The sequence below is a fragment of the Micromonospora sp. NBC_01392 genome (genome assembly GCF_045040125.1).
In the GTDB taxonomy this organism is placed as follows: Bacteria; Actinomycetota; Actinomycetes; order Mycobacteriales; family Micromonosporaceae; genus Micromonospora.
The window spans coordinates 3,739,601-3,764,654 of the sequence record NZ_CP109549.1; the positions used below are offsets into that span (position 1 = coordinate 3,739,601).

The 25,054-nt window shown below is 75.3% G+C and carries 16 protein-coding genes; 10 read left to right on the forward strand and 6 right to left on the reverse strand.

Features of this window, described 5'->3' with window-relative positions; all coding sequences use genetic code 11:
- The first annotated feature begins 11 nt into the window (after positions 1 to 11).
- The 4 genes from OG767_RS16140 to OG767_RS16155 all read left to right on the forward strand — a co-directional run bounded on the left by OG767_RS16140 (position 12) and on the right by OG767_RS16155 (position 8,944).
- Positions 12 to 5,636 (forward strand): type I polyketide synthase, encoded by a 5,625-nt coding sequence (locus tag OG767_RS16140; protein WP_405089295.1) that lies wholly within the window; start codon positions 12 to 14, stop codon positions 5,634 to 5,636.
- Between the two features lie 84 nt (positions 5,637 to 5,720).
- Positions 5,721 to 6,746, forward strand: a complete 1,026-nt coding sequence (locus tag OG767_RS16145) for an ABC transporter ATP-binding protein (RefSeq protein ID WP_281940984.1) — start codon at positions 5,721 to 5,723, stop codon at positions 6,744 to 6,746.
- The gene (locus OG767_RS16150; RefSeq protein WP_405089296.1) at positions 6,743 to 7,579 is read left to right on the forward strand and encodes an ABC transporter permease; all 837 of its coding nucleotides are present in this window, start codon (positions 6,743 to 6,745) and stop codon (positions 7,577 to 7,579) included. The genes OG767_RS16145 and OG767_RS16150 overlap by 4 nt, the downstream gene beginning before the upstream one ends.
- Before the next feature lie 12 nt (positions 7,580 to 7,591).
- Positions 7,592 to 8,944 (forward strand): glycosyltransferase, encoded by a 1,353-nt coding sequence (locus OG767_RS16155; RefSeq protein ID WP_405089297.1) that lies wholly within the window; start codon positions 7,592 to 7,594, stop codon positions 8,942 to 8,944.
- 90 nt (positions 8,945 to 9,034) lie between these two features.
- Here OG767_RS16155 and OG767_RS16160 read toward each other — a convergent pair whose 3' ends face one another.
- Together OG767_RS16160 and OG767_RS16165 are read right to left on the reverse strand one after the other, a co-directional pair.
- Positions 9,035 to 11,842 (reverse strand): AAA family ATPase, encoded by a 2,808-nt coding sequence (locus tag OG767_RS16160; protein ID WP_405089298.1) that lies wholly within the window; start codon positions 11,840 to 11,842, stop codon positions 9,035 to 9,037.
- A gap of 469 nt (positions 11,843 to 12,311) precedes the next feature.
- Complete coding sequence (locus OG767_RS16165) at positions 12,312 to 15,068, reverse strand: AAA family ATPase (protein WP_405089299.1); 2,757 nt, start codon at positions 15,066 to 15,068, stop codon at positions 12,312 to 12,314.
- A gap of 1,287 nt (positions 15,069 to 16,355) precedes the next feature.
- Here OG767_RS16165 and OG767_RS16170 point away from each other — a divergent pair.
- Together OG767_RS16170 and OG767_RS16175 are read left to right on the forward strand one after the other, a co-directional pair.
- Positions 16,356 to 17,747, forward strand: a complete 1,392-nt coding sequence (locus OG767_RS16170) for an AMP-binding protein (protein ID WP_405089300.1) — start codon at positions 16,356 to 16,358, stop codon at positions 17,745 to 17,747.
- 51 nt (positions 17,748 to 17,798) lie between these two features.
- The gene (locus tag OG767_RS16175; RefSeq protein WP_405089301.1) at positions 17,799 to 18,464 is read left to right on the forward strand and encodes a 4'-phosphopantetheinyl transferase; all 666 of its coding nucleotides are present in this window, start codon (positions 17,799 to 17,801) and stop codon (positions 18,462 to 18,464) included.
- Here the strand turns inward: OG767_RS16175 and OG767_RS16180 are convergent.
- Positions 18,461 to 19,864, reverse strand: a complete 1,404-nt coding sequence (locus OG767_RS16180; protein WP_405089302.1) for an acyl-CoA synthetase — start codon at positions 19,862 to 19,864, stop codon at positions 18,461 to 18,463. The genes OG767_RS16175 and OG767_RS16180 overlap by 4 nt on opposite strands.
- A gap of 285 nt (positions 19,865 to 20,149) precedes the next feature.
- Here OG767_RS16180 and OG767_RS16185 point away from each other — a divergent pair, with 285 nt between their 5' ends.
- The 4 genes from OG767_RS16185 to OG767_RS16200 all read left to right on the forward strand — a co-directional run bounded on the left by OG767_RS16185 (position 20,150) and on the right by OG767_RS16200 (position 22,707).
- The gene (locus OG767_RS16185; protein WP_405089303.1) at positions 20,150 to 21,082 is read left to right on the forward strand and encodes an ATP-binding cassette domain-containing protein; all 933 of its coding nucleotides are present in this window, start codon (positions 20,150 to 20,152) and stop codon (positions 21,080 to 21,082) included.
- Entirely contained in the window at positions 21,079 to 21,819 is a 741-nt protein-coding gene (locus tag OG767_RS16190; RefSeq protein ID WP_405089304.1) for an ABC transporter permease, read from the forward strand. Before OG767_RS16185 ends, OG767_RS16190 begins: the two co-directional genes overlap by 4 nt.
- Before the next feature lie 189 nt (positions 21,820 to 22,008).
- The gene (locus tag OG767_RS16195; protein WP_396769833.1) at positions 22,009 to 22,323 is read left to right on the forward strand and encodes a DUF5988 family protein; all 315 of its coding nucleotides are present in this window, start codon (positions 22,009 to 22,011) and stop codon (positions 22,321 to 22,323) included.
- A gap of 18 nt (positions 22,324 to 22,341) precedes the next feature.
- On the forward strand, positions 22,342 to 22,707 hold the full coding sequence (locus tag OG767_RS16200) for a VOC family protein (protein WP_405089305.1): 366 nt from the start codon (positions 22,342 to 22,344) through the stop codon (positions 22,705 to 22,707).
- A 62-nt stretch (positions 22,708 to 22,769) separates the two neighbouring features.
- On the opposite strand, the gene OG767_RS16205 is transcribed toward OG767_RS16200, so the two are convergent.
- The 3 genes from OG767_RS16205 to OG767_RS16215 form a co-directional block, all read right to left on the reverse strand.
- A complete protein-coding gene (locus tag OG767_RS16205) occupies positions 22,770 to 23,606 on the reverse strand; it encodes a glycosyltransferase family 8 protein (protein ID WP_405089306.1) in 837 nt (278 codons plus the stop codon).
- A gap of 144 nt (positions 23,607 to 23,750) precedes the next feature.
- Positions 23,751 to 24,896 (reverse strand): helix-turn-helix domain-containing protein, encoded by a 1,146-nt coding sequence (locus OG767_RS16210; protein ID WP_405089307.1) that lies wholly within the window; start codon positions 24,894 to 24,896, stop codon positions 23,751 to 23,753.
- Positions 24,893 to 25,042: a hypothetical protein gene (locus OG767_RS16215; RefSeq protein WP_405089308.1), complete on the reverse strand. Its 150-nt coding sequence runs from the start codon at positions 25,040 to 25,042 to the stop codon at positions 24,893 to 24,895. The genes OG767_RS16210 and OG767_RS16215 overlap by 4 nt, the downstream gene beginning before the upstream one ends.
- Between the last annotated feature and the right edge of the window lie 12 nt (positions 25,043 to 25,054).

The following is a 25,054-nucleotide window of genomic DNA, read 5'->3' on the forward strand; positions in this document are numbered from 1 at the left end:
GGGAGGGCCCGATGAGCGTCTCGCTGGACGAGGTGGTCGGCGCGCTGCGCGCGTCGCTGCTGGACAACCAGAAACTCAAGCAGCAGAACCAGCAACTCGCCGACCGGCTCACCGAACCGGTGGCGATCATCGGGATGAGCTGCCGTTTCCCCGGCGGGGTGCGCTCGCCCGAGCAGCTCTGGGAGCTGGTCGACGCCGGCCGCGACGCGATGGCGCCGTTCCCCGCCGACCGGGGCTGGGACCTCGACGCGCTCTACGACACCGACCCGGCCAGCCGGGGCACCTCCTACGTCCGCGACGGCGGTTTCCTGCCCGACGCCGGCGACTTCGACCCGGCGTTCTTCGGCATCAGCCCGCGTGAGGCCCTCGCCATGGACCCGCAGCAGCGGCTGCTGCTGGAGACCGCGTGGGAGGCGTTCGAATCCGCCGGCGTCGACCCCACCGCGCTGCGCGGCGCGCCCACCGGCGTGTACGCGGCCACCAGCAGTCAGGGCGACTACGCGGCGCTGCTCACCGGCGTCGGCGGCGGCGTCGAGGGCTACCTCGGCACCGGCAGCGCGGCGGCGGTGGCCAGCGGCCGGATCGCGTACGCGCTGGGCCTGGAGGGCCCGGCGATCACCGTGGACACCGCCTGCTCGTCGTCGCTCGTCGCGCTGCACCTGGCCTGCCAGGCGCTGCGGCTGGGGGAGTGCACGCTGGCGCTGGCCGGCGGCGTGTCCGTGATGGCCACCCCCACCGTGTTCGTGGAGTTCTCCCGGCAGCGCGGCCTGTCCACCGACGGCCGGTGCAAGTCGTTCGCCGCCGCCGCCGACGGCACCGGCTGGTCCGAGGGCGTCGGCATGCTGCTCGTCGAACGGCTCTCCGACGCCCGCCGCCACGGCCACCCGGTGCTCGCCGTGGTGCGTGGCACCGCGGTCAACCAGGACGGCGCCAGCAGCGGCCTCACCGCGCCCAACGGCCCCGCCCAGCGGAAGGTGATCCGGGCCGCGCTGGCCAACGCCGGGCTCACCGCCGCCGAGGTGGACGTGGTGGAGGCGCACGGCACCGGCACCACGCTCGGTGACCCGATCGAGGCGCAGGCGCTGCTGGCGACCTATGGGCAGGACCGGTCCACGCCGCTGCTGCTCGGCTCCGTCAAGTCGAACATCGGCCACACCCAGGCCGCCGCCGGCGTCGCCGGGATCATCAAGATGGTGCTCGCCATGCGGCACGGCCGGCTCCCGGCCACGCTGCACGTCGACCGGCCCACCCCGCACGTCGACTGGACGGCCGGCGCGGTGGAGCTGCTGACCGACGCGCGGCCCTGGCCGGCGACCGGTCAGCCGCGCCGGGCCGGCGTCTCCGCGTTCGGCGTCAGCGGCACCAACGCCCACGCCGTCATCGAACAGGTCGAGGACCCGCCGACCCCGCCGGCCGGACGTCCCGCCCCGCCGGCGCCCTGGGTGGTCTCCGCGCGCTCCGGGCCGGCGCTCGCCGGGCAGGCCCGCCGGCTGCTGGAGCACCTCGACGCCCACCCCGACCTGCGCCCGGCCGACGTCGCGTACGCGCTGCTCACCACGCGGGCGGCGCTGCCGCACCGGGCCGCGGTCACCGGCGACGACCCGGCGGCGCTGCGCGCCGGGCTGCGTGCGGTCGCCGAGGACCGGCCCGCGTCCGGCGTGGTCCGCGGCGTGGCCCGGACCGCCGGCAAGCTCGCCGTCCTCTTTCCCGGGCAGGGCGGCCAGCGGCCCGGCATGGGCGCCGAGCTGCACCGCCGGTTCCCGGTCTTCGCCGCCGCGTTCGACGAGGTGGCCGCCGAACTCGACAGGCACCTGAGCCGGCCGCTGCGCGAGGTGGCGTTCGCCGCGCCGGACACCCCCGAGGCGGCGCTGCTGGACCGCACCGAGTGGACCCAGCCCGCGCTCTTCGCCTACCAGGTGGCCGCGTACCGGCTGGTCACCGCGCTCGGCCTGCGCCCGGCGCACCTGCTCGGCCACTCCGTCGGCGAGCTGGCCGCCGCGCACGTCGCCGGCGTGCTGTCGCTGCCCGACGCGGCCACGCTGGTGGCCGCCCGGGCCCGGCTCATGCAGGCGCTGCCGGCCGGCGGCGCGATGCTCGCGGTCCGCGCGTCCGCCGCCGAGGTGACGCCGCTGCTCGACGCACGGGTGGCGCTGGCCGCGGTGAACGGCCCCGAGTCGGTGGTGCTCTCCGGCGACGAGGACGCGGTGCTCGCCGCCGGGGAACGGCTCGCCGCCCAGGGCCGCCGGACCCGCCGGCTGCGGGTCGGCCACGCGTTCCACTCGGCCCGGATGGACGACATGCTGGCCGAGTTCCGGGTGGTCGCCGAGAAACTCACCTGGCAGCCGCCGAGCGTGCCGCTGGTCTCCGACCGCACCGGCGAGCCGCTCACCGACGCGCAGGCCACCGACCCGGGCTACTGGGTCGAGCACGTCCGCGACACGGTGCGGTTCTCGTCGGCGGTGGCCACGCTCGCCGCCGCCGGGACCGGCACCTTCCTGGACCTGGGCCCGGACGCCGCGTTGACCGCGCTGGCCCGCGAGTGCCTGCCCGACGCCGAGCCGGCCGCGTTCGTGCCGGTCGCCCGGCGCGAGCTGTCCGAACCGGCCGGCCTGCTCGCCGCGCTCGCCGCCGTGGACCTGCGCGGCGCCGGCGTACGCTGGCCCGCGCTGTTCGCCGGCACCGACGCGACCCGGGTCGACCTGCCCACGTACGCGTTCGCGCACGAGCGGTTCTGGCCCGACCCGATCCGGCTCGACCTGGGCCCGCGCCCCGCCGACCCGGCCGACGGCGAGTTCTGGGCCACCGCCGAGGACGGCGACCCGGCCGCGCTGGCCGCCCTGCTCGGTCTCGACGACGACGCCGCCGGCCCGCTCGGCGACCTGCTGCCGGCGCTGACCGGATACCGGGACCGTCGCCGCCGGACGGCCACCCTGGACGGACTGCGCTACCGGACCGGCTGGACCCCGGTCGACCCGCCGACCGGCGCCGCGCCGACCGGCCCGTGCCTTGTCGTCGGCCCACCCGGCGACCTGCTCGACGCCGTGACCGACGCGGTACGCGCCGAGGGCCTGGACCCGGTGCCCGTACCGGCGCCGCCCGGCGTCGACCCGGTCGCCGCGCTGCGCGACCGCCTGGCCGCCGTCCCCGTGCCTCCGGTTCGGGTGGTCTCGCTGCTGCCCGCCGCGACCACGGCCGGGTCGGCGGCCAACGGAGGGACCACGACCGGACCGGCCGCCGCCGGTGGCACCACGGCCGGAACGGCGGCGGCGCCCGGCGCGGCCGGACTGCCGTCCACCACGGGCGGGCACGTCCTCGCCGGGACCGTCGCGCTGGTGCGGGCGCTCGCCGACGCCGGGGTCACCGCGCCGCTGTGGTGCGTCACCCGGGGCGCGGTCGCCGTCGACGCCGACGACCCGGCGCCCGACCCGGCGGTCGCCACCGTCTGGGGCCTCGGCCGGGTGCTGGCGTTGGAACACCCCCGGCTCTGGGGCGGCCTGCTGGACCTGCCCGCCGAACCGGCCGGCCCGGACGCCGCCCGGCTCGCCCGCGTGGTGGCCGGGGACGGCGTCGAGGACCAGCTCGCGATCCGCGCCGGTGGCCTGCGCGCCCGCCGGTTGGAACGCGCGCCGGCCGGCGTCGACCGGCCGTGGCGGCCGGACGGCGCGGTGCTGGTGCACGGCGACGCCCCGGTCCGCCGTCCGTACCTGCTGCGCCGGCTCGCCGAGGCGGGCGCGACCCACCTGCTGCTGGCCGGCCCACTCTTGCCGGCCGACACCGACCGGGCCGGCCCGAACGGTGTCGAGCGGACCACGGAGGGCGTCGAGCGGACCACCGTCGACGGCGTCGAGCGGATTACGGTGCACGGTGTCGAGGTGACCACCGTGGCCGGTCCGGACGCGCTGTCCGCCGCGTTGGCGCGACTGGCCGCGGCCGGCACGCCGGTGCGTACCGTGCTGCACGTGGCCGACGCCGGCGGGGCCGGCGAGCCGGTCGCGGCGGCCGACCCGGACCGGTTGGCCGACACCGTCGGCGCGCACCTGGCCGCGGTGACCCGGCTCGACGCCGCCTGCGCCGACCACCCGGTCGACCAGTTCCTGATCTTCGTCTCCACGGCCGCCACCTGGGGCAGCGGCGGCGCCGCGGTCACCGCCGCGACCGGCGCCGGCCTGGCCGCCCTCGCCGCCCGCCGCCGCTCCGCCGGTCGACCGGCCACCGTGCTGGCGTGGGCGCCGTGGCACGGCGAGGTCGCCGACCCCGAGCAGCTCCGCCGCCGGGGCGTCCGCCCGCTGGACCCCGGCGTGGCCCTCGACGCGCTGGACCGGGCCGTCGCCGCCGGCGGCGACGAGGTCGCCGTCGCGGACGTCGACTGGCCGGCGTTCGTGCCCGCGTTCACCGCGGTCCGGCCGGCCCCGCTGCTGCGCGGCGTGCCGGACGCGATGACCGAACCGACCGCCCCGGCCGCCGGGACCGGCTCCGACCCGGCGACCGCGCTGCGGGACCGGCTGGCCGCCGTGCCCGCCGCCGACCGGCGCCGGATCCTGCTGGACCTGGTCCGGGCGCAGGCCGCCACCGTCCTCGGACACGCCGGGCCGGGCGCGGTCGAGCCGGACCGGGACTTCCTGGAGCTGGGCTTCGACTCGCTCACCGCGCTGGAGCTGCGCGACGCGCTGCGCCAGGAGACCGGCGCGGAGCTGTCCGCCACCCTGCTCTTCGACCACCCCACCCCGGTCGCGCTGGCCGGCCACCTGCTCGGCGCGATCCTCGGCGGGCCGGCCGCCGACGCGCCGGCCGACGCGGCGTCACCGGAGGGCGCGGGCGGCCTGCTCGGCGGGCTGTTCCGGCAGCCCAAGGCGCGCGCCGACGCGGCCGGCTACGCCGAGCTGCTGGTCAAGCTGGCCCAGTTCCGGCCCAGCTTCCGCACCCCGGAGGAGCTGACCCGACCGGCGGCCGTCATGCGGCTGGCCGACGGGCCGGCCACGCCGGTGGTCTGCTGTTGCACCATGTCGCTGCTCTCCGGCGCGCACGAGTACGCCCGCGTCGCCGCCGGAATGCGTGGCCGGCGGGACGTGTGGGCGCTGCCCAACCCCGGCTTCGGCGTCGGCGAGGAGCTGCCCGCCGACCTCGACGCGCTGCTGCGGGTGCACGCGGACACCGTGCTGCGCGCGGTCGGATCCGGCGACTTCGTGCTGGCCGGCCACTCCGGCGGCGCGATGGTGGCCAACCTGCTCGCCGCCGAGCTGGAGCGGCAGGGCCGTGCCCCGGCCGCGGTGGTGCTGATGGACACCTACCCGGCCGGCAGCGAGGTGCTCGGCGGCTGGACCTCGCAGCTGCTCGACGGGATGGTCGAGCGGGACAGCGCGTACACCCCGATGGACGACCACCGGGCCACCGCGTGGGCCGGCTACCTGCCGTTGTTCCTGGACTGGAACCCCACGCCGATGGCCGCGCCGACGCTGCTCGTACGCGCCGGCGAGCCGCTGGGGGAGTGGACCGGGGAACCCGACGGGTGGAAGTCGGTGTGGCCGTACCCGCACGAGACGCGGGACGCGGCCGGCGACCACTTCACCATGGTCGGCGAACGCGGCCCGGAACTCGCCGCCACCGTCGACGCGTGGCTCACCGAGCGGGGGCTGTGAGGCCGCCCCTTGGCTGCCCCTAACGCCCCCTATCGCGGTGGCGGACAACTGTCTTACCAGGAACCAGGACGGGAGCATGACGACGTGGACGAGGCAGTGGTGGTCGACGGGCTGGTCAAGAAGTACCGGCCCGACATGCCGCCGGCGGTGGACGGACTGAGTTTCTCGGTCGCCGCGGGCGAGGTCTTCGGTCTGCTCGGGCCGAACGGCGCGGGAAAGACCACGACGATCGGGGTGCTGACGACCCGGGTGCGGGCCACCTCCGGTCGTGCCCTGGTCTGCGGCGCGGACGTGTCCCGCGCGCCGGCCGTGGCCCGGCAACTGCTCGCGGTGGTGCCGCAGCGGGTCAACCTGGACCGGTCGCTCACCGTCCGGCAGAACCTGCTGTTCCACTCCGCGTACCACCGGGTGTCCCGGGCCCGCCGTGTGAAGCGGGCCGACGAGCTGCTGGAACAGATGGGTCTGAAGGACTTCGCGAAGGCCCGCACCGACTTCCTCTCCGGCGGCCTGGCCCAACGCACCATGATCGCCCGGGCGCTGATGCACGCCCCACGGGTGCTCTTCCTCGACGAGCCGTCCGCCGGTCTCGACCCGCAGTCCCGGCTGTTCGTGCACGAGCGGATCGCCGACCTGAAGCGGTCCGGGGTCACCGTCGTGGTGACCACGCACGACATGGAGGAGGCGGAGAAGCTCTGCGACCGGGTCGGCATCGTCGACCACGGCAAGCTGCTCACCCTGGACACGCCGACCGCGCTGACCCGGACGCTGCCCGGCAGCAGCACGCTGACGCTCGTGGTCGCGCCCGGCGCCCCGGCCGAGGCGGTGCAGACCGCGCTGACCGACGTGCCGGACGTGGAACGCGTCGAACGGCTGCGCGCGGGCGGCGCGGCGGAGCTGCCGATGTTCCCCGGCATGCCCCCGATGCCGACGCCGGAGGATCCGGACGCGCCGCTGTCGTTCCGGGTCTACACCGCCGGTGCGCCGGCCAACGCCGTGCCGATGGCGTTGAAGGTCCTCACCGACCTCGGCTGCGAGGTCCGTGACCTCAGCGTCGGCCAGCCCAGCCTGGAGGACGTCTTCATCCACCTGACCGGAAGGGACCTTCGGTGACCGTCACCGCCCCCGCCGCGCCGGCGCCGCCGGCCGTCACCGCACCCCCGCCGGTACGCCTGCGCGACCAGCTCACCACGTTCCGGGCGGTGCTCTGGCGCGACGTCTTCGTCACCAGCCGGGAGCTGGGCGGGTTCCTGGCCCAGGTCTTCCTCCAGCCGCTGTTCATGCTGTTGATCTTCGGCAAGGTGCTCAAGGATCTCGGCTACGCCAGCGACGACTTCGCCAACGTGCTGCTGCCCGGCGTCATCGCGCTCAACGCGTTCCTGATCGGGCTGGAGAACACCGCGCTGCCGATGGTGATGGACTTCTCCTTCACCCGGGAGATCGAGGACCGGCTGCTGTCGCCGATGGCGATCCCGCTCGTCGCGTTCGAGAAGATCGTCTTCGGTGCGATCCGGGGCCTGGTCGCCGGGCTGGTGCTCATCCCGGTCGGCATGCTGATCCTCGGCGTCACCTGGCCGCTGTCCACGCTGCTGCCGGTGATCGGCGTGCTGGCCGCCGGCGCGCTGGTCGGCGCCGCCCTGGGCCTGACGTTCGGCACCCTGGTCCCGCCGCACCGCATCCAGATCATGTTCACGGTCACGCTGACGCCGCTGATGTTCACCGGCGCCACCCAGTTCCCGCTGCGGGCGCTGGACTCGCTGCCCTGGTTCCAGGTGGTCTGCGCGCTCAACCCGCTCACCTACGTCAGCGAGGCCACCCGGTCGCTCGTCGCGCCGCCCGGGGTCGAGTCGGTGCCGCTCTGGCTGGACCTGGTCGTGCTCGCCGGGGTGTTCGTGGTCTTCACCGCCGTCGGCATCCGCGGCTTCATGCGCCGGGCGATGGACTAGGGGCCGGCCGCGATGAACCCCGACGACGCCCCGCTGCTGCTGGTCAGCTCCGGCAGCGCGGGGCTGTTCAACCCGCTGCTCACGCTGGCCGGCGAGCTGAAGCGCCGGGCCGCCCGACCGGTCCGGTTCGCCTGCACCGACGAGCGGCGGGCCGAGATCGAGGCGCTGCCCGGCGACGGCGACGTGCGGTTCGTCTCGCTCGGCCCGCCCCGGGTGGAGGTCCGCCCGGAGCACTGGGACGACGAGACGCACCGCCGGATGTCCACCGGCTCCCGGGTGGTGAACTTCGCCAGCTACGTCGACGCGTCCACCGACTTCGACCACCTGCACGAGCTGTACGAGCGCTGCCTGGCGGTCATCGACGAGGTGCGGCCGGCGCGGGCGGTGGTGGACTCGTTCGCCTCGTTCGGCCTGGACGCGGCCATCACCCGCGGGGTGCCGTTCGTCATCAGCGTCACGGTGCCGCCGTCGAACTTCCTCCAGGACAGTCTGCCGCCGGCGTACCCGATGTCGTTGTCCGGGCTGCCACTGGCGATGAACCCCAGCCAGCGGGCGGCGAACGACCGCTACCGGGCCGCGCTGGTGGCCACGCTGACCGAGCCGGAGCGGCTCGCCCGCAGCACCGCCGCCGCGGCACGCCGCGCGGACGCCGGCATCAGCAACGTCGAGCTGCGCCCCTCCCAGTACGCCGAGGCGGCGGAGGCGCTGCTGGCCTACACGGTGTTCGGGCTGGAGTACCCGTTCGACACCGCGCCGGCGAACCTGCGCATGGTGGGCTCGATGGTGCCCCGGGAGATCGTGCCGAGCCCGGACGGCGCCGAGCTGCGGGCCTGGCTCGACGCCCACGAGTCGGTGGTCTACATCGGCTTCGGCACCATCATGCGCCCGACCGCCGCGCAGGTGGCCGCGCTGGTCCAGGTGGCCGCCCGGCTCGGGCCGGAGCACCAGGTGCTGTGGAAGCTGCCCGCCGCCCGGCACGCGTTGCTGCCGCCGGCCGACGAACTGCCACCCAACCTGCGCGTCGAGTCGTGGCTGCCGTCGCAGGTGGAGGTGCTGGCGCACCCGCACGTGCGGGTGTTCTTCAACCACGCCGCCGCGAACGCGATCCACGAGGCGGCCTGGTTCGGGGTGCCGCAGCTGGTGATGCCGTTCTGGTTCGACTGCTACGACGGGGCGGTGCGGGTGGTCGACGCCGGCGTGGCGCTGGCGGTCGAGCATGAGGACCCGCTCGACGTCGACGACATCGTCGGGAAGCTGCGCCGGCTGCTGGCCGAGCCGTCCTTCCGCGACCGCGCCGCCCGCTGGCGTGACTGCCTGCGCCACGCCGGCGGGGTGACCGCCGCCGCCGACCTCGTCCTGAGCTAAGGCCGGGCCCCCTCTTAACGCATTCGGTAGAGGCGGGGCCCCTTGTTAACACCAGGTGTTAACAAGGGGCCCCGCCTTACACCCGTGGGGTCAGGACGCGGCGGGCTGGATCTCCTCGCCCAGCGGCTCGGCGAAGGCCACCAGCCGGGCCGGCAGGTCCGAGCGGCGCTTGACGTCGAGCTTGCGGTAGACCCGGGTCAGGTGCTGCTCCACGGTGCTCACCGTGATGAACAGCTTGCTGGAGATCTGCCGGTTGGTGTGGCCCTGCGCGGCGAGCGCCGCGACCCGGCGTTCGGCCTCGCTGAGCCCGTCCTCCGGCTCCGGCGCCTCGACCGGCGGACCCGCCGGCACGCTGCCCGGCTCGCGCCGGACCAGCCGCTGCGCCAGCACCGAGGCGCCGCAGTCCTGCGCCAACTGGTACGCCCGGCGGACCAGCAGCCGCGCCTGCGCCGAGTCGCCGGCCCGTTGCAGCGTCTGCCCGGTGTCCCCGAGCGCCCGGACCAGTTCCAGCCGGTCGCCGCAACCCTGCAACAGGTTCACCGCCTCGGAGAGCAGCTTGCGCCGGTGGTCCGGCGCGGTGGTGCCGGCGAGCAGCCGCAGCGCCCGGCCCCGGGTACGGTCGTCCACCCCGTGCGGCACCCGCAACTGTTCCTGGAGCAACTGGGTGGCGTGCGCCTTGTTGCCCACCGCGAGCTGCACCCGGGCCAGCTCCAGCCGCCAGGGCACCAGCCCGGCCACGTCCACGCCCCAGGCGCGCATGAGTTCGCCGCACCGGCGCAGGTCGGTGGTGGCCGCGTGGGCCCGGCCGAGCGCCAGGTGGTGGCGGGCCCGGGCGGCCAGGTAGTGCAGCCCGAGCGGTGTGCGGAAGGCGCCGGCCGGCACGCTCTGCGCCAGCCAGCGATCCGCCTCGGCGTGCCGCCCGGACTCGGTGGCGCAGGCGATCAGCGTGGCCAGCGGGCCGGCCGCGGCGACGCCCCAGGCGGCCACCGGCAGGTCGTCGAGCGCGGCCCGGGCCTGCTGGTCGGCCACGGTCAGGTCGCCCAGCCGCAGCGCCGCCTCGGCGCGCAGCGCCCGCAGCACCGCCCGCCAGAGCGGGGCGTGCCGCACGGCCGGCCGCTCCAACAGCGCCGCCGTCCAGGCGGCCACCCGGTCGGCGCGCCCGGCCCAGAGCAGCGCCAGCAGCGGCGCGGCCAACATGGGGAGCATGCCGTCGTCGCAGTGGTGGCGGTGCAGCAGTTGTTCGGCGCCGGCCACCGCGTCGTGGTCGCCGGTGGGTGTCAGCGCCGCGCCGACGAGGCCCAGCGCCTGCGCCGGTGAGGAGCCGCCGGCCAGCAGCGCGGTCCGCGGCGCACCGGCCGCTTCCCGTACGGCGGCCAGGTGCTCCGGGTGGGAGAGCCCCAGCAGCAGGTGCATCGTCCGGCGACGGCCCGTCGCGTGGGCCTGCTCGTCGTCCCCGGCGCAGCCGGCGATCGCCTCGTCGGCCTCCTCGACCCGCCCCTGCCACAGCAGGTACGGCGCGGCGGACAGGGCGGCCTCGGCCGGCCAGCCGCCCGCCCGGGCGGCGTCGACCAGTTGGTCGAGTTGCCCGTTGACGGCCAGCGGGTTGATCTGCCAGCGCGCGCTGACCTGCATGGCGGTGATGGCGACCCGCTGTTCGTCGTCCACCTCGGCGCGTCCGACCAGGCGCAGGCAGCCGGCGGCCACGTCGGGCCGGCCGGCGGCGAGCGCCTGGGCGGCGGCGTCGTGCAGCACGGGCACGGTCCACCCGGCCTCCGCCCATCCGGCGGCGACCAGGTGCTCGGCCACGCCGCCCGGCTCGACGCCGTGTTCGTGCAGCACCTCGGCGGCCCGCTGGTGCAGGTCGCGTCGTTCGTCGACGGACATGTCGGCCAGGATGGACCGTCGGATCCTGGGGTGCCGCAGCCGATCCTGGTCCAGCAGGCCGGTGGTGCGCAGCATGCTGACCATCGGGGTGACCGACTCCGGCACCACGTCGAGCAGGTGGCCGAGCAGGTCCACCGGGCCGCCCGGCCGGTCCAGCACCGCCATCGCCTGTGCCACCCGGCGTACGCCCGGCTCGTGCCGGTACAGGCAGCCGAGCACCGCCTGGTCGAACGCGTCGCCGAGGGCGGCGTCCACGGTCGGTTCCTCGTCCGTCGCCGGCCGGGGCTGTTCCTCGATGAGCGCCCGGGTGAGCAGCGGGTTGCCGCCGGTCATCCGCAGGCAGCGCTCGGCGGCCTCGCGGGCCGCCGGCTCGACGTCGTCGTCGACCAGCCGGGCGATCGCCTCCACGGTCAGCGGCGGCAGGGTGATCCGGGTGAAGTGGGGCTGGCTGAACAGTTCGGCCCGGAAGTGCGGGTGCGACGGGCGCAACGTGCGGGCCTCCGCGAGCACCACCATGATCGGGGTGTGCCGCAGCCGGCGGGCGACGTAGAGGAGGCAGTGCAGCGACGCCGGGTCGGCGTGGTGCACGTCGTCGACGGTCAGCACGAGCGGCGCCGACTCGGCCAGTTCGAGCAGCGTGCTGAACAGGCCGTGCAGCACCGGCGCCCACACCTGGTCGGCGGCGTCGTCGCCGCCGTGTCCGGGCTCCGGCGGGGCGGCCGGGGAGTTGCGCAGCAGGCGCTCCACCCGTACCCCGGTCTCGGGGTCGAGCCGCGCCCCCTGGAGGAGTTGCCCCAGCACCCCTAGGTGCAGTCCGCGCTCGGCGCGCGACGCGGTCGCGCTGAGCACCCGGCCACCGGCGGTGGCCGCCCAGTCGCCGAACGATTCCAGCACGCTCGTCTTGCCGCTACCCACCGCGCCGGTGACGAGCGAGACGTGTCCCCTCCGCTGCCGTTCGCAGTTCTGGAAGGTCTCGCGCAGCAGGGTGAGCTGTTCCTCTCGCTGTACCAGCACGTGTGTCGTCAGCCCTTCTCGTCGGCGGCGCCGCGACGGGGTCACCGCCGCCGGCAGGCCGCTCCGCCCGGTGTCGTCGACGACCCCTTCACCACACCCGTCGCAGACGCGAAACAGGGGTGAAGCGCACCGGGTCGCCGGCCGGGTGGACCCTGGAATCCTCCCCACCGGAGCGCGTCGTCGGACGACCGTTCCGGCTCCAGGCGAGTCTGGCATCGGCCCTGGCGTGCGACAACGGTCCCGGGACCCCACCGTTTCGGCGGTAAACCAACGGTGCCGACCGGACGTTAGGGGTTGCGTGGCCGTCCGGAAGGGGGGCGCGGGCCGACCGGATGACGGGCGTGTTTCGCCCCGATGGACAGCAGGTGACGGCCGATCGAGGAGAGGAGACCACAATTCGGCGGGGCCCGCAGGCCGAGTGGCCGGCCGCGGGCGGACCGTCAGGGGGTGCGGGGGTGGCCGGTCGGGCTCAGCGGTCGAGCCGCAGCCGGGCGGCCAGTTCGCTGCGGGAGTTGACGTCCAGCTTGCGGTAGATCCGGGTCAGCCGCTGCTCGATGGCGCTGACGGTGAGGAACATCCGCTCGGCGATCTCCCGGTTGGTGTGCCCCTGCGCGGCCAGCGCGGCGACCCGGGACTCCGCGTCGCTGAGGCCGGTGAGCAGGATCCCGGCGTCGGAGGCCGGATCGGGCGCGGTGGCCCGGCCGGCCGCGGTCGGCCGCAGCACGGGGATCCCGCACTCCTCGGCGAGGACCCGCGCGGCGCGGGCCGTGCTGCGCGCCTCACGCAGGTCGCCGGCCTGCTGCTGGGCCTGGCCGAGGTCGCCGAGGGCGCGCGCCAGCTCGACCCGGTCCCCGCACTGGCGCAGCAGTCGTACCGCGCACCGCAGGTGCCGGATCCGCTCCGCGCCCTCCTCGACGGTGCCGAGCACCCGCAACGCGGCGCCCCGGTAGCGCAGGTCGGTCGGGCGGAGCCGGTCCAGCTCTTCCCGGACCACCTTCTCGGCCTGCTGCCGGCGGCCCATCCGCAGCAGCGCCCGCGCCGATTCGGTCCGCCAGGGGACCAGCGGCGCCTGGTCGAGCCGCCACGAGGTCATCAACTGCCCGCACAACTGGAAGTCGGCCAGGGCCGCCTCGGGGCTGCCCGCGGCGAGGGCGTGCACACCCCGGGCGTGCAGGTAGTGCAGGCCGAACGGGGTCTCGAACAGCGTCGGCGGCACCGGCGTACGCAGGCAGGCCGCCGCCTCGTCCCACTCCTCGAGGCAGGTCAGCGTCCACAGTCGGATGGCCAGCGGCGCGCCGATGACGACGCCCCACCCCTTCGGGGACAGCCGGTTGAGCGCCGACTCGGCGAGCTCACGCGCCCGGCGCAGGTCGCCGCGTCGGCCGGCCACGGTGGCGGCGACGGCGGTGAGCAGGGCACGCGGCGTCCGGTGCCGGCGGGCGGAGGCGATCCGGTCCAGCCGGTCGCACCACTCGCCGGCCAGGTCGAGCCGGTCGGCGTAGATCATGGCGATCACCGCGCAGACGGCGCTCCACATGTTCGGTTCGTCGTCCAGCCCGAGCGTCCCGAGCGTGCGTTCGGCGTTCTCCAGCGCGCCGAGGTCGCCCCGACCCAGCACGGTGTCGAGCAGGAGAACACCGCGCAGCCGGTGCCGGACCCGGGCGAGGGCGAGCGGGTCCCGGGTGGCGCCGGCCGGTGCGGCAACCGCGTCGAGCGGTACCCCGGGATAGAGCGTGGCCATCCAGCCCTTGATGATCATCAGGTCGGCGGCCGAGCGCGCGTCCACACCGTCGGCGCGTTCACCGAGGTGGTGGATGAGTTCCATGGCCCGGCCGATCTGGCCGTGCCAGAGCAGGTACTGGATCGGACCGGCGGCCTGTCGGGTGTCCAGGTGGCCGGCGCGTACGGCGGTGGCGACGCCGAGCAGGTGGGGGACCGCGCCCTGCGGGTCCAGCCGCCACTCGGCGCGGGCCAGGGCGGAGCGGATCCGGGCCCGCAGGCACTCGTCGGCGCAGTCCCGGTTGGCGCGGCGCAGGTAGCGCCGGCCGGTGTCCACGTCGCCGTCGGCCAGCGCCTGTTCGCCGGCGTCGAGCAGGGTCTGCGCCATCCACGGCTCGGCCAGCTCGTCGGCGGTGAGCAGGTGCGGAGCGATCCGCGGTGGCGGGGCGCCGTCGTCGTGCAGCAGTTGGGCGGCGGCGCGGTGCAACCGGGCGCGTTCCTCCCCGGTCATGCCGTCGAGCACCGCCCGGCGTACCGCCGGGTGTCGGAGGCCGTCGGCGTCGACGAGACCGGCGCTGGTGGCCGCGTCGACGGCGTGCAGGTTCAGCTCGGAGGGGAGGTCGACCAGGTGGGGCAGGAGCGGGCCGTGCAACGGCTCCTCGGTCACGGCCAGCGCGCGGGCGGTCTTGAGCACCAGGTGCTCGCAGCGGTAGAGGCAGCTCAGCACCGCCTCCCGGAACGCCTCGCCGGGTGTCGGCGTCTCGGCGCCGGCCGGGTGGTCGTCGGCCAGCGCGTGCACCAGCAGCGGGTTGCCGCCGCTGATCCGGTACGCCTCGTCGGCGATCCGCCGGGCCACCGGCGCGCCCAGCCGGTCGGCCAGGATCCGGTGTGTCCCGTCCGCGGTGAGCAGCGGCAGTCGGACCCGGTGCAGCCGGGCCGGCTGGAGCAGTTCGGCGTACGCGGTGGGATGCCAGGGCCGGGTGCGCGGGGCCTCGGTCAGCACGATCAGCACCGGCAGGCCGGTGACCCGACGGGTCAGGTGGTCGAGGCACCGCAGCGAGGGCGCGTCGGCGTGCTGGACGTCGTCGACCGCGACCACGGCGGGTGCCCGCGCGACGAGTTCCAGCAGTTCGCCGCCGATCGCGGCGGTGAGCGGGGCGAGCGCCTCCTCGTCGGCGGTCTCGCCCCAGCGCAGCACGGCCTGGTCCAGCAGCCGGCCGACGCGGTCGCGGTCGGCGTCGTCCACGGTGGCCCGTCGGACGAGTTGCCGCACCACCTCCAGCGGCACGGTGCGTTCGCTGCGCGACGCGCTGGCGCTGAGGAACGTGACCCCGGCCTCGGCGCACCGTCGGGCGAAGGCCTGCAGGAGCGTGGTCTTGCCGGCGCCGACCGGCCCGGTGATCAGCGTGATCGGGCCGGGGGTGGGGGCGGGTCCGCCGGGGTGGCGCAGGCCGGCGAGCCGACCGGTCAGGACGTCGAGATGCCGGTCCCGTTCGGCCATCGTCATCGGGCGGGCCTCCGCCCGGCCGCGGCCCCCGGGCGGGCCGTGCGCCGTGGTCTCCGGTGACACCCGTTGCAGTCAGAGACCCACAAATCCTTGACCCATTCCAATTGGCGAATACCGACAACGATGGTACGACGTGGGCGTTTCATCGAACGTCGCGCCTGGTCTAGCGCGTCGAAAATCCGCCGTCACCTGCGGTCCCGCAATTTGGGCGGATCGACGCGGTCCGCCTCTATCGATCCCGATTCATGGGGTGGAGTATGTCAGCCCGGCAATTGGGCGGCAAGTCGAAGGATGTAAAGGATGAGCAAACATGGCATCGCCGCGTCGGGGGTCGACGAGGGCGACCCGGGCGGTCCGACAGCGGAAAGTCATCCGGTTCTTCCGGAACGTGACGCAGGAGGTCCGACAGGGCGGTTGGTAACGTTTTCCACCCTTGCCGCTAATGCGCGTGGAGAACGGACGGCCGCCCTCGGGGGGTGGCCGCGGCGGCCGGTCGGCCGGCTCCGGCCGTCGGCACGGCGGCCTGGGTCGCGCGGGGGCCCCCGCCACGCGGCGTGAGAGCGTTCTCGCTGTTCACCTGTTGGCCGGACGGGCGAGCGCGCCCGCCGGGGTGTGACGGACGGCGGCTCGATGCCGGCCGGTCGGCCCGCATGCCGCGGGCCGGCGTCGTCGCCGGTCGCTCCGGCCGGTGCGTCCGGCCCGGGTCGCCGGCGCTTTGACCGTTTCTCGCCCCGGTGGTTGCCGATTCCGGCAACCGTCGTCGCACTTTCGACCCTCGCCCAACTTGCCCGTTTCAGTCCGTCTGGAAGCCCTTTGCCGCAACTTGTTGTTAAACAAGAAATTCGCGGCGCATCGGTCCACGGAACGACGGTGGTAAAGAAAGCGACCCCGTCGGTAACTGCCCCGGAATGAAATAGGAATCGTTATTTCCCGGCCCTGGTGGATGGCGCGGTGGAGTGCCGGGCGCGATTCGACGGCCCGATTCCGTTCGCACCCGCGGACGCCGCACACCGTCGACCGATCAACGCGAATGACTTTCATCCGGGGCGCTCCGCCCACCCCCCACCTGCCGCTCCGGGCGGTGACACCGCGACCGGACGCGTCGTCGCCCATGCGGGGTAGGGGTTGTCCGCCGCCCGTCCGCCGCCTAATTTCGGACTGTCCGCCATGGTCGGCGGATGACAATCCGCCGCACGACGGGGGGATCGGCCACGGGCCGCGCGCCCGGGACGTGAAGGGTTCGCGCGTGATCTGCCAACCACCGCCGAGATACCGGGCCCCGGTTCGATGACGCTCCTGCCCGGGCTGCTCGGGTCCGGGGCGGACCGTTGCGACGCGCTCCGGGTCGCCGGCCGGACGCTCTCCGCCGAGGCGCTGCTGGGCTGCGCGAACGCGGTCACCGGCCGGATCCTGGGCGCCCGGGCGGTCGCGGTCGAGGCCGGCCCGAGCCTGGAGACCATGGTCGGGATCGTCGGCGCCGTCCAGGCCGGCGTGCCGGTGGTGCCGTTGCCGCCCGGCGTCGAGGCGGACGAGCGGCACCGCATCCTGCGCGAGTCCCGCGCCGACGTGTTGCTCGGCCCCACCACCACCGCCGACACCACCCTGCCGATCGTCCCGGTGGACCTGCGGGAGCGGTCCTGGGCCACGCACCCGGACCCGCTGCCGGCCAGCGACGCGGTGATCCTCTACACCGGCGGCGTCGGCGGGCTCTCCCGCGGCGTCCGCATCTCGCACCGGGCCATCGCGGCCGACCTGGACCTGCTCGCCGCCGCCTGGCGGTGGAGCGCCGAGGACGTGCTCGTCCAGGGCGCGCCGCTGTTCCGGGCGTACGGGCTGGTGGTCGGGCTGCTCGGCGCGCTCCGGGTGGGCAGCCGTTTCGTCCACCTCGACCGGCACGCCACCGCCGGCCCGGCCGGCACCATCTACCTGGCGCTGCCCGGGCAGTGGGCGCGCATCGCCCGGGACGCGCCCCGGGCCCGGACGCTGTCCCGGGCGCGCATGCTGGTCTCCGGCGACGCCCCGCTGGCGCCCGCCGTGGGCGAGCGGCTGCGGCTGCTGACCTCCCATCATCCGGTGGAGGGGTACGGCACCACGGAGACGCTGATCGTGCTCACCGGTCCGGCCGGCGCCCCGGTCACCACGCTGCCCGGCGTGCAGACCCGGGTGCTGGACCACGCCGGCCGGCCGGTGGCCGCCGACGGTGACGCGGTCGGTGAGCTGAGCGTCCGGAGCCCGACGATGTTCAGCGGGTACGCCGACCGGCCCGGGTCGGCGCCACCGGTCGACGGCTGGCACCCCACCGGCGACCTGGCCACCGTGGACCCGGCCGGACGGCACCGCATCCTCGGCCCGGAGGGCATCGGCGTGGTGCGCTGCGGCGGCCGGCCGGTGCCGACCCGGCAGGTCGAGGAGGTGCTGCTCACCCACCCCGGCGTGCACGACGTGGCGGTGGTCGGCGCGCCGCACCGCACGCTCGGCGAGCAGGTCGTCGCGTACGTCGTCGCGGCGGCCGGGCTCACCGCCCAGACGCTCATCGACCACGTCGGCCGGCTGCTCTCGGCCGCGGCCCGGCCCCGCCGGGTGCACTTCGTCGACGAGCTGCCCCGCGGCGCGCAGGGCCGGGTCCGCAAGTCGCTGCTGATCCGGCGGAGCGGACAGCACCCCGTACGCGACCCCTGACCACCGGCCGCGGGTCGGACGAACCGGCGGACACGCCCTACCATCCGGGGCGTGATCGAGCGGATCCTGCCGCCGGCCGTGGTGGTGGAGGAGTGCTTCACCGACCCGGTCGGGCTGCGCCTGCACCCGGCCGAGGAGCACGTCGTCGCGAACTCGGTGGCGAAGCGCCGTCAGGAGTTCACCACCGTCCGGCACTGCGCCCGCCGGGCGCTGGCCCGGCTGGGCCTGCCGCCGGCGGCGATCCTGCCCGGCGTGCGGGGCGCGCCCGGCTGGCCGGCCGGCGTCGTCGGCAGCATGACCCACTGCGACGGCTACCGCGGCGCCGCCCTCGCCCGCGCCGCGACGGTCGACAGCGTCGGCGTGGACGCCGAACCGCACGCGCCGCTGCCCGACGGGGTGCTGGACGCGATCGCGCTGCCCGCCGAACGCACCCGGACCGCCGCGCTCACCGCCGCCCACCCCGGGACCTGCTGGGACCGGCTGCTGTTCAGCGCGAAGGAGTCGGTCTACAAGGCCTGGTTCCCGCTGACCGGCCGCTGGCTGGACTTCGCCGAGGCGGACATCACGGTCGACCCGGCCGGCACGTTCACCGCCCGGCTGCTGGTGCCCGGCCCGCGACTCGGCGGCGTGGAGCTGACCGCGTTCGACGGCCGGTTCCTGGTGGAGCGGGGCCTGGTGCTCACCGCCGTCACCGTCCCGGCGGCGCCGCGACGCTAGGTCAGCCGGCTCTTCTGCACCTTGCCCATGGCGTTGCGGGGCAGCGCGTCGACCAGCCGCACCTGCCGGGGCCGCTTGTGCACGGAGAGCTGCCGGGCCACGAAGTCGATCAGCTCGGCCTCGCCCAGCCCGTCCCCGACCACGTACGCGGTGACCTGCTGGCCCAGATCCGGGTGCGGGGTGCCGACCACCGCCGCCTCCCGGACCCCGGGATGCGCCAGCAACGCGTCCTCCACCTCACCCGCGCCGATCCGGTACCCACCGCTCTTGATCAGGTCGGTGGCGGCCCGGCCGACGATCCGGTGGGCACCGTCCGGGCCGACCGTCGCCACGTCACCGGTGCGGAACCAACCGTCCGCGGTCCGGGCCGCCGCGTCGGCGTCCGGCCGGTTCAGGTAACCGTCGAAGAGCGTGTCGCCGCGAACCTGGAGTTCGCCCATGGTCTCCCCGTCGGCGGGCAGCGGCGTGCCCCGCTCGTCGACCACCCGGGTGCGCACGCCGGGCAGCGGCACCCCCACCGTGCCCGGCCGTCGGGGCCCGTCCGCCCGGGCGCTCACCGTGATCAGGGTCTCGGTCATCCCGTACCGTTCGACCGGGCGGTGGCCGGTCAGCTCGGTGAGCGCGGTGAAGACCGGCTCGGGGAGCGCGGCGCTGCCGGACACCAGCAGCCGGGCGCCACGCAGCGCCCGCGCCGCCGCCGGCTCCGCCGCGATCCGCGACCAGATCGTCGGTACGCCGAAGTAGAGCGAGCCGGCGGCGGCCGCGTACCGGTCGGGGCGGGGCCGGCCGACGTGGTGCAGCCGGCCGCCGATCCGCAGCGGGCCGAGCACGCCGAGCACCAGCCCGTGCACGTGGAACAGCGGCAGGCCGTGCGCCAGCACGTCGTCCGGCGTCCAGGCCCAGGCGTCGGCGAGCCCGTCCAGGCAGGCGGCGACCGCGCGGCGGGACAGCACCGCGCCCTTCGGCGCGCCCGTGGTGCCGCTGGTGTAGAGGATCAGCGCGGTGGTCGCCGCGTCCGGCTCGGGATGCCGGGTGTCCGAGCGGCGGGTCAGGTCCACCGGCAGGGCCGGCGGCCCGGCGGGACCGTCGACGGCCGGCGTCCCGGGCGTCGTCAGCAGCACCTCGGCGGCGGAGTCGCGCAGCACGTGGTCGCGCTCCACCGGCCCGGCGTCCGGCGGCACCGGCACCACCGCCGCGCCGGCCAGCAGGCCGCCGACCACGCCGACCACGGTCTCCAGGCTCGACGTGGCGGGCACCGCGACCCGGCGGACCCCGCGCAGGTCGTCGGCGACCGCGGCGGACGCCCGGCGCAACTCCACCCAGGACAGTGCCCGGTCGTCGACCCGGATCGCGTCCGGTCGCTCGTCGGTGGACCGGTCGAGCCAGCTCAGCAGCGGCACGGGCGCCCCTCTCGCGATTCGCCGCCGGCGGCGGCGCACCGACCGTAACCGGGCCGCCCCGGGGCCGGCCACCCCCTGCCGCCACCGGGTCCGCCGACACGCCGGGTGACCGTCCGACACCCCTGGCGGCGGGCCGTACACCCCCGATTCATCGGCCGATGGGTTGAACCGCGTCTCGGTTGCCCGGATGATGGGCGGCGTCGGCCCGCCGCGCGGGTCGCCCCCGCCCTCACCCGACGCCGCGACTCGCCGGCGGCACCCGTACGCGACGGAGGATCCCGCCAGATGCCGGTCATCGAAGTCGAGCACCTGCACAAGAGGTACGGCGACAAGGTGGCGGTCGACGACGTCTCGTTCAGCGTGGAGCAGGGCGAGATCTTCGGGGTGCTCGGCCGCAACGGCGCCGGCAAGACCACCACCGTGGAGTGCGTGCAGGGCCTGCGTCGCGCCGACGGCGGCACGGTGCGGGTGCTCGGGCTCGACCCGATCCGGGACCGCACCGAGGTGCGCCAGCGGGTCGGCGCCCAGCTCCAGGAGAGCCAGCTCCCCGACAAGCTGCGGGTACGGGAGGCGCTCGACCTCTACCGTTCCTTCTACCGCAACCGCGCCGACATCGACGAGCTGTTGGCCGACCTCGGGCTGGCCGAGCAGCGCAACACCGCGTTCCACAAGCTCTCCGGCGGCCAGAAGCAGCGCCTGTCGGTGGCGCTGGCGCTGGTCGGCCGCCCCGAGATCGCCATCCTCGACGAGCTGACCACCGGGCTGGACCCGAAGGGCCGGCGCGACACCTGGGACCTGGTCGAGCGGATCCGCGACCGGGGCGTGACGGTCGTGCTGGTCACCCACTTCATGGCCGAGGCCGAGCGGCTCTGCGACCGGCTCGCGCTCATCGACGCCGGTCGGGTGGTCGCCATCGACACGCCGGCCGGGCTGATGTCCCGGGTGGACGCCGAGCACCGGGTGCACTTCCGCGCGCTCGACCACCTCGACGACGCGCTGCTGTCCGCGCTGCCCGAGGTCAGCTCCGTGCGCCGGGACGGCGACGAGGTCACCGTCACCGGCCCCGAGGAGGTGCTCCAGGCGGTGCTGTCGGCGCTGACCGAGCGCAAGATCCGCTACGCCGGCCTCCGGGTCGAGCAGCCCACGCTGGACGACGCGTTCGTCTCCCTCACCGGCCACCCGGCCACCCCGCCGGCGCTCGACGGAAGGTCATCGTGAACGCCCTGTCCAAGCTCGTCGCCATCGAGGCCAAGCTGTTCCTGCGGGAGCCGGTCTCGCTGTTCTTCGTCTTCGCGCTGCCGCTCGGCCTGATGCTGGTGTTCGGCCTGCCGCAGCGCGGGGCCCCCCAGGCGGCGACCCCGGGGCAGCACGGCGAGCAGACGTTCCTGCCGTCCATCGCGCTCTCCCTGACGATCGGGATGCTGGCGCTGTTCACGCTGCCGATGGCGCTGGGCATCTACCGGGAACGCAAGGTGCTGCGCCGGCTGGCCACCACCCCGGTCAGCCCGGCGTTGCTGCTCATCGCCCAGGTGGTGGTCAACCTGGCCATGGGCGTGGCCGGCGCGGTGGTCACCGCGGTCGGCGTACGTTTCCTGCTGGACCAGCCCGCGCCCGCCAACGTGCCCGGGTTCGTGCTGGCCTTCCTGCTCGGGGTGGCCTGCCTGTTCGCGATCGGCCTGCTCATCGCCGCGCTCGCCCCGTCGGCGCGGTCGGCGCAGTCCATCGGGCCGACGCTGTTCTTCCCGCTGCTGTTCCTGGCCGGGGCCTGGCTGCCCCGCGACCAGATGCCCACCGTGCTGGCCCGCATCGGGGAATACTCGCCGCTGGGCGCCACCGTGGACACCCTTTCCGCCGCGTGGGCCGGGCAGAGCCCGTCCGTGTCGCAGCTGCTCGTGCTGGCCGGCACCGCCATCCTGGGCTGCCTGCTCGCCACCCGCCTGTTCCGCTGGGAGTAGGGCCCGCCGGCCCCCGCTAGGGGGCGGCTAAGGGTACGTCGGCGGTGTGATCTGGATTACGTTCGAGTCGCACGGGAGATCGCCGCACGGTCCGCTCCGGCGGAACCGGCGGCGATCCGCCCCGCGCTCGTGCGCGGCGCCCGCGGCGCGCGCACGGCGAGGCGGAACACGAACGACGGAGGTCGTGCCATGACAGCTTCTTCCGATCCCGCCCCGGCCGTCCGGACGGCGACGTCCTTCGTCAACGGTGACGACCGGACCGCCTGGCCGCTGGCGGCCCACCAGATAGGCACGGACGCCACCGGCATCGTCGAGGCGGTGCTGGAGGGCGGGCCGGCGACGTTGCCGGTCGAGCTGCGCAACCACCGGGTGTCCCCGGTGGAATCCAAGATCAAGGTACGGCACTACGGGGGCTACGAGCACTTCGAGCGGGATCCGGCCGGCGTCGTCGACGGCACGCCGGCGGTCTTCCGCTGGACCGGCCGAACCCGTATCGCGGAGTGAACGAGAGGCGGTAACGCGATGGGCGTCGGGGATTCGCGCAACGGTGCGCACCTGACGGTGACCGACGTCGCCACGGTGACCGCGTTCTACGCGGCGGTCTTCGAGGCGGTGCCGGTGCAGCGGGAGTGTCTGCTGGACGGGCGCGTCCTGCACGCCGAACTGGTGGTCGACGGCCACCGGCTGACGGTCAGCGAGTGGTCCGACGGCCCGGGTGAACCGGGCGGTCCGGGTGGCCCGCTGCCGCTCGCGCCGGCCGATCCGCACCAGCTCGTGCAGCGGGCGCTGGCGGCCGGCGCGACGCTCGAACCCACAGGTGGCGGCCCGCCGGTGGGCGTGGTGTTCCGGGACCCGGCCGGCCTGCGCTGGGCGGTGCCCGCCCCCTAGGCGCCCGACGACGACGAACGGCCCCGCCCGACGGGCGGGGCCGTTCCTCGTGTCCGCGAGGATCAGCGCCGCAGCGTCGACCCGAGGCCGCCGCCGCTGCGCCGCCGGTGCTGCCAGTAGAAGTCCCGCCGGGCGCCCTGCGGGAAGCCGGGCTGCCACGGCTTGACCGGGCCGGCGGTGTGGATGATCGACGAGTCGGTGAGCTTGCCGCCGAACTCCGGCTCCCGTCGCCAGGCCATCAGGTCGTTCCACCGCCACGGCAGCCGCAGCCAGTTGGCGTGCACCGCGAAGTTCAGCGCGTCCTGGTCCGGGTAGCGGGACTCGTGCGCGTGCCGACGCAGGTAGTCCAGCGACACCTCGCTCACCTCGCACTCCTTCCAGCGCGGCACGTCGATCAGCAGCACGCCGGAGTTGAAGTAGAGCGCGTGCGGGTCGAGGTGGTCGTAGCTCGACAGGCCGGGGATGCCGCCCATGTCCAGCAGCCGGCGGTTGAACGGGTCCCGCACCGCGCCGAGCGGCACCCCGCCCATGTCCACCTCGAACAACGGCTTGAGGCTGTTCAGGCACATCGTGTCGCAGTCCAGGTAGAGCAGCCGGCGCACGTCCGCCGGCAGCGCCGCCGGGACCAGCAGCCGCAGGTACATCGCCGGTGACAGGTACGCCATCAGCGGGTCGCTGCCCTTCGACAGGTTCACCTGCGCGGCGTCCACCCGGAGGAACTCCACGGTGGCGTTGGGCCCGGCGATGCGGGTGAGCGTGTTCCGGGCGCTCGCCGGCACGTCGTCGGCGGCCACCAGCCAGTACCGGAGCGTCTCGCCCGGGTTCGACTCGGCGACTGTCGACATGACGACCGCGGCGTGCGCCGCGTACGCGTTGTCAAAGGTCAGGGTGAGGTCCACGGGTGCTCTCCTTCGCGGCGGTGCGTGAGCGCAACGTCGAGAAAAGTAGCCGTGGAATTGTCGGCCCGGCAAGGAATGCGCATTCGCTCAGGGGGTTCGGCAAAACAACCCCTGAATTCGCCCCTCAATTCCACCCGGTCCGGGTCAGCGGGTGAGGCCGATCATGGCCGCGATCCGGGCGACGTCGGCCGCCGCCGGGTCGCACCGGGCCATCTCGGCGACGAGGGTACGCGCGACCGGCCGGTAACGGACCTCGGCGGGAGCGATCCGGTCGGCCTCGACCAGCACCCGGGCGGCAGCGGTGAGATCGCCGGTGCCGAGGTGGGCGCGCGCGGCGTCGACGAGGTGGGCGGCGCGATGCTCGACCGGCAGCCGAGACCATCCGCCGGCACGGATCGCGCTCTCGTGCCGAGCCACCGCTTCGGTGCTATCGCCGATTTCGAGGGCGGTCAGGAAGCGGGCCAGCAGTACGGTGGTGGGATTGAACGCGGTGTGGTGCGGGTCGTCGTCGGTGGCGCAGCGGTCGGCGAGTGCGGCGGCGCGGTCGGTCAGGTCGTCGGCGTGCCGGCGGTCGCCGCAGCCGGCGGCGGCGAGGCCGGCCTGAAGCAGCAGCGTTCCGCGTACCGCATCGTGGGTCGTGGTGTCGGCGGCGGCACGGGCGGCGGTGAGCGCGAGGCGGTGCCGACCCAGCGCGCGCAGTGCCTGGGTGACGGCGATGGTGGCGGTGGCGGCGTGGGTGGGGTTGCCGGCGGCGGTGACGGCGCGGTCCGCGGCGAGCCAGGCGAGGTCCGGTTCGCCGAGCTTGACCAGCACCGAAGCGGTGATCCGGTAGGCGGGTACCAGCAGGTCGCGGTGGCCGTGGGCGGCGTCGAGCAGGGAGGGCAGGACGCGCAGAAGTTGGGCGTAGTGGGCATGCTGGTACGTGAGCCAGGCATGGGCGACGTGCGGTGCGACCTGGTCCGCCGGCACCGGCGTGGGGGGACGGCGGTGATAGCGGGCGAGGGCGGCGCGCACCGCCTCGACGCCGTCCAGCCGGGTTTCCGCTGCCGACGGTGGCCGGTGAGGGCCGAGCAGGACCGCCGGGTCCAGGCGGAGCACCTCGGCGATCTCCTGGATCACCGAGTAGCGGTCCAGCGCGCGTACGCCGCGTTCGACCTTGTCGACCCAGCTCTTCGACTTGCCGAGCCGGTCGGCGAGCATCTGTTGGGTCATCCGGCGGCGGACCCGCCAGCGGGCCACGCGTCGGCCGATCGGCATCTCGTCGGTGTCGAGCAGCCGCCGGCCGGTCACCGGTCGCGCTCCGCCGGCGGGTGACCAGCCAGGGTGGACGCTCCGCAGCGCGGGCACCACCGGGACTTCACCCGGAAGGCGAGCAGCCCGAGCAGGAACCCGGGCACCAGCCCACCGAACACGACCGACACGACCACGGAGACCATCTGCGCTCACCT

Bases quoted from the DNA above. Each gene is read 5' to 3' on its own strand.
- OG767_RS16140 (WP_405089295.1), top strand. From the start codon at position 12: ATGAGCGTCTCGCTGGACGAGGTGGTCGGCGCGCTGCGCGCGTCGCTG.
- OG767_RS16155 (WP_405089297.1), top strand. From the start codon at position 7,592: ATGAACCCCGACGACGCCCCGCTGCTGCTGGTCAGCTCCGGCAGCGCG.
- OG767_RS16165 (WP_405089299.1), bottom strand. From the start codon at position 15,068: ATGACGATGGCCGAACGGGACCGGCATCTCGACGTCCTGACCGGTCGG.
- OG767_RS16170 (WP_405089300.1), top strand. From the start codon at position 16,356: ATGACGCTCCTGCCCGGGCTGCTCGGGTCCGGGGCGGACCGTTGCGAC.
- OG767_RS16185 (WP_405089303.1), top strand. From the start codon at position 20,150: ATGCCGGTCATCGAAGTCGAGCACCTGCACAAGAGGTACGGCGACAAG.
- OG767_RS16195 (WP_396769833.1), top strand. From the start codon at position 22,009: ATGACAGCTTCTTCCGATCCCGCCCCGGCCGTCCGGACGGCGACGTCC.
- OG767_RS16200 (WP_405089305.1), top strand. From the start codon at position 22,342: ATGGGCGTCGGGGATTCGCGCAACGGTGCGCACCTGACGGTGACCGAC.
- OG767_RS16215 (WP_405089308.1), bottom strand. From the start codon at position 25,042: ATGGTCTCCGTGGTCGTGTCGGTCGTGTTCGGTGGGCTGGTGCCCGGG.